Origin of the sequence: Desulfuromonas sp. (assembly GCF_002868845.1) — a bacterium.
Taxonomy (GTDB): Bacteria; Desulfobacterota; Desulfuromonadia; order Desulfuromonadales; family BM501; genus BM501.
Map to the genome: position 1 here is coordinate 47,635 of NZ_PKUB01000046.1, position 6,000 is coordinate 53,634.

Sequence of the window (6,000 nt, forward strand, 5' to 3'; positions counted from 1 at the left end):
TATTTCGGGGGGCTCGGCACGGGATACATGCTCGTGGAGATGGCCCTCATCCATCATTTCGTCCTTTATCTCGGCCACCCGATTCTCGCCGCCGCCGCGGTCATCACAACGGTCCTGACCTTTTCCGGCCTAGGCAGCCTGGCTTCCTCCCGGTCCGGGAAAACACCCTGCAGCCCGACCCGCGCCGCCGCCAGGGTCGCCGCCCTGCTCCTCATCTTCTCTTTCATTCTGAAGCCCCTGCTGGCCGAAACCCTTTCCTTTCCCCTGGAAGCCAGACTCTTTTGCACCCTCATCCTTCTGGCTCCGCCTGCCTTCGCCATGGGCTTCCCCTTCCCCCTTGGCCTGAAACACCTCGCCGGTCTACGCGAAGCGGATCTGCCCTGGGCCTGGGGGGTCAACGGCTGCCTCTCNCCGATCCTCGCCGTGGAATTCGGGTTTTCCTCAATCCTGCTGAGCGCGGCTCTCGCCTACGCCGCAGCCTCCTTGGCAGGATGGCGAAGCTAACTCTATAGGACGCGGGGGGAGTAGATATATCTGTCTTGTGATGCAGCTGGAGCGAGGCAAGCCTTTTGGGAATTCGGCGGGTTGGGAAGTTCCAGACACCATGTCGGGCAAAACGCGGGCCCCGCAATTCACGGATGATTCCCCAAAAAACGGCCCGCCCCCGGAAAGGGACGGGCCGAGCAAGAGCGATTCGTGGGACTCTGATCCGGCTATGCCAGGGGATTCTGGGTCAGGAGACTGTCTTTCCGGCACCGGGGTTTTTGCGGGCAAAGTGTTTCCGGAAATAGCCTTCGAGGGCAACTTTGTGCTTCTCGTCCTCCTGCCCAAGGGCGGCGAACATGCGGCGCAGCGAGTCCTCGGCGAACTCGGCCGCAGACTCGATGTGAACATGAAGAAAATCCTGCTCCAGTTTCATGGCGATGCGCAGCGCGTCTTCCACCCGGGGAGGGGAGCTTCGGACTCCCTCTAGGATCGAGCGGGCCCGGTTGAGAAGCTGTTCCATTTGAGCCATGGAGACCTTCTGCCCACGAAAGGCCTCCTTGATGGGCAGACGCAAGGCGAGGCGAATCTGGGCGGCATGATCGTCCTCTTCACCGGCCATGCGAAGCCAGATCGTCTTCAGCTCCTCGTCGCAGGGAACCGTCTCCAGGAACCCCCGATAGATGGCGGCGACGGTTTCCTCGATGGAGACGCATTTCTGGAGAAAGGTGCGGCTCAAGCCAGGGCTGTCCTGGCCCGTGGTGTTTTCCATCGTGTTGCCTCCCAAGGTCGATTCGTTGCGCCCGGTCCGTTGCCCCGCAAGAAGGAAAAGTCTCCGCACGCGTTTCGCCTCATGATAGGAAAAACCCGCCGGCCACGCCAGAAAAAAGTGGCCGCCGTCACATTTGGATCGTTGGGCCGGCATCCTGTGCAATGCCGCACACGGCAACTTCCCTTCCACCGGTCAGATCGAGAAGCATCTCGAAGCTGATCGCCGCGGCCGAATGGTCGTCTCCGGCGGCCGGGTAAACGGTGGTAAAACGGCGCAGGGAGGTGTCGAGGAGAATCTCAAGTCCCTCGGGCAGGAGAAAGGGACAGACCCCGCCGGGGACGTAGCCGGTCAGTTCATAGACCTCGTCGGCCGCGGGGAAGAGGACCTTCCCTTTCCGTCCAACGGCCTTTTTGAGCTGTGAACTCCTGACCTTGGCATCCCCGGACGTCACCACGAGGCAGGGGTGCCCGCCGACGAACAGGAGCATGCTTTTGGCGATCTCCGCCACGGAGCACCCCACGGCACGGGCCGCCATCTCGGCGTTGGGAGTGGACTGCTCGAAATGCCGGACCGGAATGCCCCGTTCGCAAAGGTGCCGCCGCACGTCGTCGAAGGTGGGCATGTCGCCTCCCCGAAAGTAAAAACCCCAGGACCGACAGGTCCTGGGGTTCGTGTTTTTTGGAGCGGGAAACGGGATTCGAACCCGCGACTTCAACCTTGGCAAGGTTGCACTCTACCACTGAGTTATTCCCGCTCATTCTGGGTGCCCGCCGCGGCGAGCGAGGTAATTAATAGCAAAAGGCCCCGGGCAAGTCAACAAAAAATTCGCCCCTTTTTCAGCCGCGCCTAAAAGACCTTACTTGGCGATAACTTTGGAGAATTTGAACAGGTAATCGGCTCCCGACCAGATCGTCAGGGCGAAGGCGATGTAAAAATAAAAGATTCCGAAGTTGTGCATGTTGACGTGGAACAGTTCCCACTCGATCCCGAACAGCCAGTAGTAGTCGTAATGAAGGAGCAGGCCGGGCAACGCGGTCATCTGGATAATGGTCTTGTATTTGCCCAGGTTGCTCGCGTCGATGACGATCCCCTCGGAGGAGGCGATGGAGCGCAGCCCTGTGACCAGCATCTCCCTGGCGAGAATGCAGAAAACCGCCCAGGCCGGCACGCGGTCCAGGGGAATGAGCATGATCATGGCCGCCATGACGAGCAGCTTGTCGGCGAGCGGGTCGAGAAACTTCCCCAGCACCGTAACGACCTGCCAGCGGCGGGCCAGCCATCCGTCGAGCCAGTCTGTAATGGCGGCGACTCCGAACACGGCGGCCGCCCAAATGCAGTTGCTCCGGCTTTCGAAAAGGAGCAGCACCACCAGGAGGGGCACAGCGGCGATGCGCCCCAGGGTCAGCAGGTTGGGTAGATTCAAAAGGCCGGAGCGCAGGCTCATAAAAGGGTGTCCTTGTCCTGTCGGTAGCGTTCGAAGTACTTGAGCACCCGGTCCACGTAGGTGCGCGTCTCCCGGTAGGGGGGAATGCCGCCGTGGCGGCGCACGGCGCCCGGTCCGGCGTTGTAGGCGGCCAGAGCGAGGGTCAGGTCGCCCTGGAACTGATCGAGCATCTGGCGCAGGTAGCGGCTGCCGCCGCGGATGTTCTCCTCGGCGTTCAAGGGGTTGCCAACGTCCATCTCCCGGGCCGTTTCGGGAAGGAGCTGCATCAGTCCGAGGGCCCCCTTGCTGGAGACGGCCCTCGGGTCGAAATCGGACTCGGCCTTGATGACCGCCCGCACCAAGTTCTCGTCAAGGGCAAACATGGCGGCGTAGTGGCCGATAATGTCTTCGAGCCTGCTCCCGGAGCTGCTCTCCTTCATGTAGAAGCTGTACTGGCTGACGGTGGGCGTGTTGGTGAAGTGGAGGACCCCGTCGGCATCCACATACCGGTAGACGTCCCCCCTCGCCTGTCCGAACGCCACGCCGAGCATGAACAAGGTCAAGCAAGCGATCGTCCCGGGCCTGGTCTTCTGAAGCATCGTCCCTCCCGCCGTTTCGTCTTGGACTATAGCCCAGAAGGCATTGTATTTCAACCTATTTACCCCCACCAAAGGCCTTGACAGCCCCTCTGCGGGCAAGGATAATGTCAACTTCGTTCCGGCCCCCATGAGGGTTTCGGCCGCGACCCGTCGCCCCCTTCGATTCTCCGGGCCGACTCCCCATATCATGAGGATTCCCATGAAGATTACCTCCGACTTCCTGGTCATCGGCAGCGGCATCGCCGGGCTTTCCTACGCCCTGAAAGTTGCCGATCGCGGCACGGTCGCCGTGGTCACCAAGCGGGACATGTCCGAGACCGCCACGAACCTCGCCCAGGGAGGCATCGCCGCGGTCCTCTCCGAACACGACTCTTTCGATGCCCACGCCGAGGACACCATGGTGGCCGGTGCCTTCCTCTCCCACGAGGACGTCGTGCGCATGGTCGTGGAGAGCGGCCCCGAGGCGATCCGGGACCTCATCGACTGGGGGGTCGAGTTCACACGGGGGGAGGACGACAACTACGACCTCACCCGTGAGGGGGGCCACAGCCACCGGCGCATCCTTCACTCCAAGGACATCACCGGGAGGGAGATCGAGCGAGCCCTGGTGGAGGCGGTCCGCAAGCACCCCAACATCACCCTCTACGAAAACCACATCGCCATCGACCTGATCACCGAGGCCAAGACAGCCAACCGGCAGATCCTGCCCAACCGCTGCCTCGGCGCCTACGTCCTCGACATCCCCGGCAACGATGTGATCACCTTCGGCGCCCGATTCACCGTCCTCGCCACCGGCGGGGCCGGCAAGGTCTACCTCTACACCTGCAACCCCGACGTGGCCACCGGAGACGGGGTCGCCATGGCCTACCGGGCCGGGGCCTCCATCGCCAATATGGAGTTCATGCAGTTCCATCCGACCACCCTCTTCCACCCCCACGCCAAGCGGTTTCTCATCTCCGAGGCGGTACGGGGCGAGGGGGCGATCCTCAAGCGCAGAGACGGCACGGCCTTCATGGGCGAATACCACAAGCTGAAGGACCTCGCCCCCCGGGACGTCGTCGCCCGCGCCATCGACAACGAGATGAAGGTCCACGGCGACGACTGCGTTTTCCTCGACATCACGCACAAGGGCCCCGACTACATAAAAGAGCGCTTTCCCAACATCTACGAGACCTGCCTCTCCTTCGGCATCGACATGACCGTCGATCCCCTTCCCGTCGTCCCCGCGGCCCACTACCTGTGCGGCGGGGTCGTGGTCGACACCTGGGGCGAGACCAACATCGGCAACCTCTTCGCCATCGGGGAGACCTCCTGCACCGGCCTTCACGGCGCCAACCGCCTCGCCAGCAACAGCCTTCTCGAGGGCGTGGTCTACGGAAACCGCGCCGCGATCCGCTGCATCGAACGCGTGACCGACCACCTCCCCCCCTTCCCCTCCATCGAACCCTGGGACTGCGGCAGCGCCACCTGCAGCGACGAAGAGGTGGTGGTCGCCCACAACTGGGACGAGATACGCCGCTCCATGTGGAACTATGTCGGCATCGTGCGCTCCAACAAGCGCCTGGTGCGAGCCCTGCGGCGCATCACCATGATTCAAGAGGAGATCACCGACTACTACTGGGACTTCCTCATCACCTCCGACCTCATCGAACTGCGCAACATCGCCACCATCGCCGAGCTCATCGTTCGCTGCGCCCTTGAACGCCACGAAAGCCGGGGTCTGCACTACACCATCGACTACCCCGACACGGACGACGGCAACTGGAAACGCGACACAGTGGTGAGCAAGGGACTCTAGGCGGAACCGGCTTCGGGGACGAGGCGCGCCACAGACGGGAGAGCATTTTGGACATCGACACCATCCGCAAAGAGATCGACCGCCTCGACGGCGAACTTCTGCGCATCTTCAACGAACGGGCCTCACTGGCCCTGGCCATCGGGAAGATCAAGAAGGAGCTCGATATCCCGGTTTACGACCCGAAGCGGGAAAAGCTTATTTTCGAGAAGATGAAGGCGGTCAACCCCGGCCCCCTCGAGGACGAGGCCATCGTGCGCCTCTTCGAAAGGGTTATCGACGAGTCGCGCCGCCTCGAACGCATCCGGACGAAAGGAAAGTAACGACCATGCTCGTGATCATGAAGAATAGCGTCACCGAGGAGCAGCTCCAGGGGGTCAAGCAGTACCTCGTGGACAACGACTTCGACTTTCACCAGTCCACCGGCGCCAACCGGGTCATCATCGGGGTCATCGGCGACACCCAAAACTTCGACCCGGCCAGGCTCAAGGCGCAGGCGGGGGTCCTGGAGGTGTTCAAGATCCCCGAGGAGGAGTAGCACCCTCTCCTCCGAATCCCCCCGGTGGCTTGCGGCGGGTGGGACCCGCACAACAAAGACCCCGCCAGCGCCCCCAAGAGCCTCCAAGTCATTGAAACTAGGAGGCTCTTGCTTTAGCAGCCGGCAATCCCAGTGGAGCAGGGTGGGTCGCTGCCGTCTGCTATGGTCTGGAACAGACCTGGAAGACCCTGACCTGAGTTGTCTCTCGACTTTCGGAACAGGAATTTCAGGCTTCCCTGGGGGCGGTTTGCCGTTCGGCCCCAGTTGTGTTAAGGTGTCTGTGTTGATGGTGGCGTCCCCTCAGGACGTTCCGACCATAGACCCGCAAACGAGGTGGACCGTTCGTGCTCCGGCACGTTCGGGACGAACCCTCTCTCTTCAGGGCAGCAC

At 62.2% G+C, this 6,000-nt stretch carries 7 protein-coding genes and 1 tRNA gene; 3 read left to right on the forward strand and 5 right to left on the reverse strand.

Annotated elements, in window-relative coordinates; all coding sequences use genetic code 11:
- Positions 1-733: 733 nt before the first annotated feature.
- The 5 genes from C0617_RS14185 to C0617_RS14205 all read right to left on the reverse strand — a co-directional run bounded on the left by C0617_RS14185 (position 734) and on the right by C0617_RS14205 (position 3,277).
- Positions 734-1,255 (reverse strand): ferritin family protein, encoded by a 522-nt coding sequence (locus C0617_RS14185; RefSeq protein WP_291317694.1) that lies wholly within the window; start codon positions 1,253-1,255, stop codon positions 734-736.
- Between the two features lie 127 nt (positions 1,256-1,382).
- Positions 1,383-1,877, reverse strand: a complete 495-nt coding sequence (locus tag C0617_RS14190; protein ID WP_291317695.1) for a YbaK/EbsC family protein — start codon at positions 1,875-1,877, stop codon at positions 1,383-1,385.
- Between the two features lie 57 nt (positions 1,878-1,934).
- Positions 1,935-2,009 (reverse strand) — tRNA-Gly (locus C0617_RS14195).
- A gap of 102 nt (positions 2,010-2,111) precedes the next feature.
- On the reverse strand, positions 2,112-2,699 hold the full coding sequence (pgsA, locus tag C0617_RS14200) for a CDP-diacylglycerol--glycerol-3-phosphate 3-phosphatidyltransferase (RefSeq protein WP_291317696.1): 588 nt from the start codon (positions 2,697-2,699) through the stop codon (positions 2,112-2,114).
- The gene (locus C0617_RS14205) at positions 2,696-3,277 is read right to left on the reverse strand and encodes a lytic transglycosylase domain-containing protein (RefSeq protein ID WP_291317697.1); all 582 of its coding nucleotides are present in this window, start codon (positions 3,275-3,277) and stop codon (positions 2,696-2,698) included. The genes pgsA and C0617_RS14205 overlap by 4 nt, the downstream gene beginning before the upstream one ends.
- A gap of 199 nt (positions 3,278-3,476) precedes the next feature.
- On the opposite strand from C0617_RS14205, the gene nadB reads away from it, so the two are divergent.
- The 3 genes from nadB to C0617_RS14220 are packed head-to-tail and all read left to right on the forward strand — an operon-like array spanning position 3,477 to position 5,610.
- Complete coding sequence (nadB, locus tag C0617_RS14210) at positions 3,477-5,075, forward strand: L-aspartate oxidase (protein ID WP_291317698.1); 1,599 nt, start codon at positions 3,477-3,479, stop codon at positions 5,073-5,075.
- A gap of 47 nt (positions 5,076-5,122) precedes the next feature.
- Positions 5,123-5,395 (forward strand): chorismate mutase, encoded by a 273-nt coding sequence (locus C0617_RS14215; RefSeq protein ID WP_291317699.1) that lies wholly within the window; start codon positions 5,123-5,125, stop codon positions 5,393-5,395.
- A gap of 5 nt (positions 5,396-5,400) precedes the next feature.
- On the forward strand, positions 5,401-5,610 hold the full coding sequence (locus C0617_RS14220; RefSeq protein ID WP_291317700.1) for a hypothetical protein: 210 nt from the start codon (positions 5,401-5,403) through the stop codon (positions 5,608-5,610).
- Positions 5,611-6,000 lie beyond the last annotated feature (390 nt).

Excerpts from the sequence above, each read along its gene's own strand:
- C0617_RS14185 (WP_291317694.1), bottom strand. The coding sequence starts at position 1,255 with ATGGAAAACACCACGGGCCAGGACAGCCCTGGCTTGAGCCGCACCTTT.
- C0617_RS14190 (WP_291317695.1), bottom strand. The coding sequence starts at position 1,877 with ATGCCCACCTTCGACGACGTGCGGCGGCACCTTTGCGAACGGGGCATT.
- pgsA (WP_291317696.1), bottom strand. The coding sequence starts at position 2,699 with ATGAGCCTGCGCTCCGGCCTTTTGAATCTACCCAACCTGCTGACCCTG.
- C0617_RS14205 (WP_291317697.1), bottom strand. The coding sequence starts at position 3,277 with ATGCTTCAGAAGACCAGGCCCGGGACGATCGCTTGCTTGACCTTGTTC.
- nadB (WP_291317698.1), top strand. The coding sequence starts at position 3,477 with ATGAAGATTACCTCCGACTTCCTGGTCATCGGCAGCGGCATCGCCGGG.
- C0617_RS14220 (WP_291317700.1), top strand. The coding sequence starts at position 5,401 with ATGCTCGTGATCATGAAGAATAGCGTCACCGAGGAGCAGCTCCAGGGG.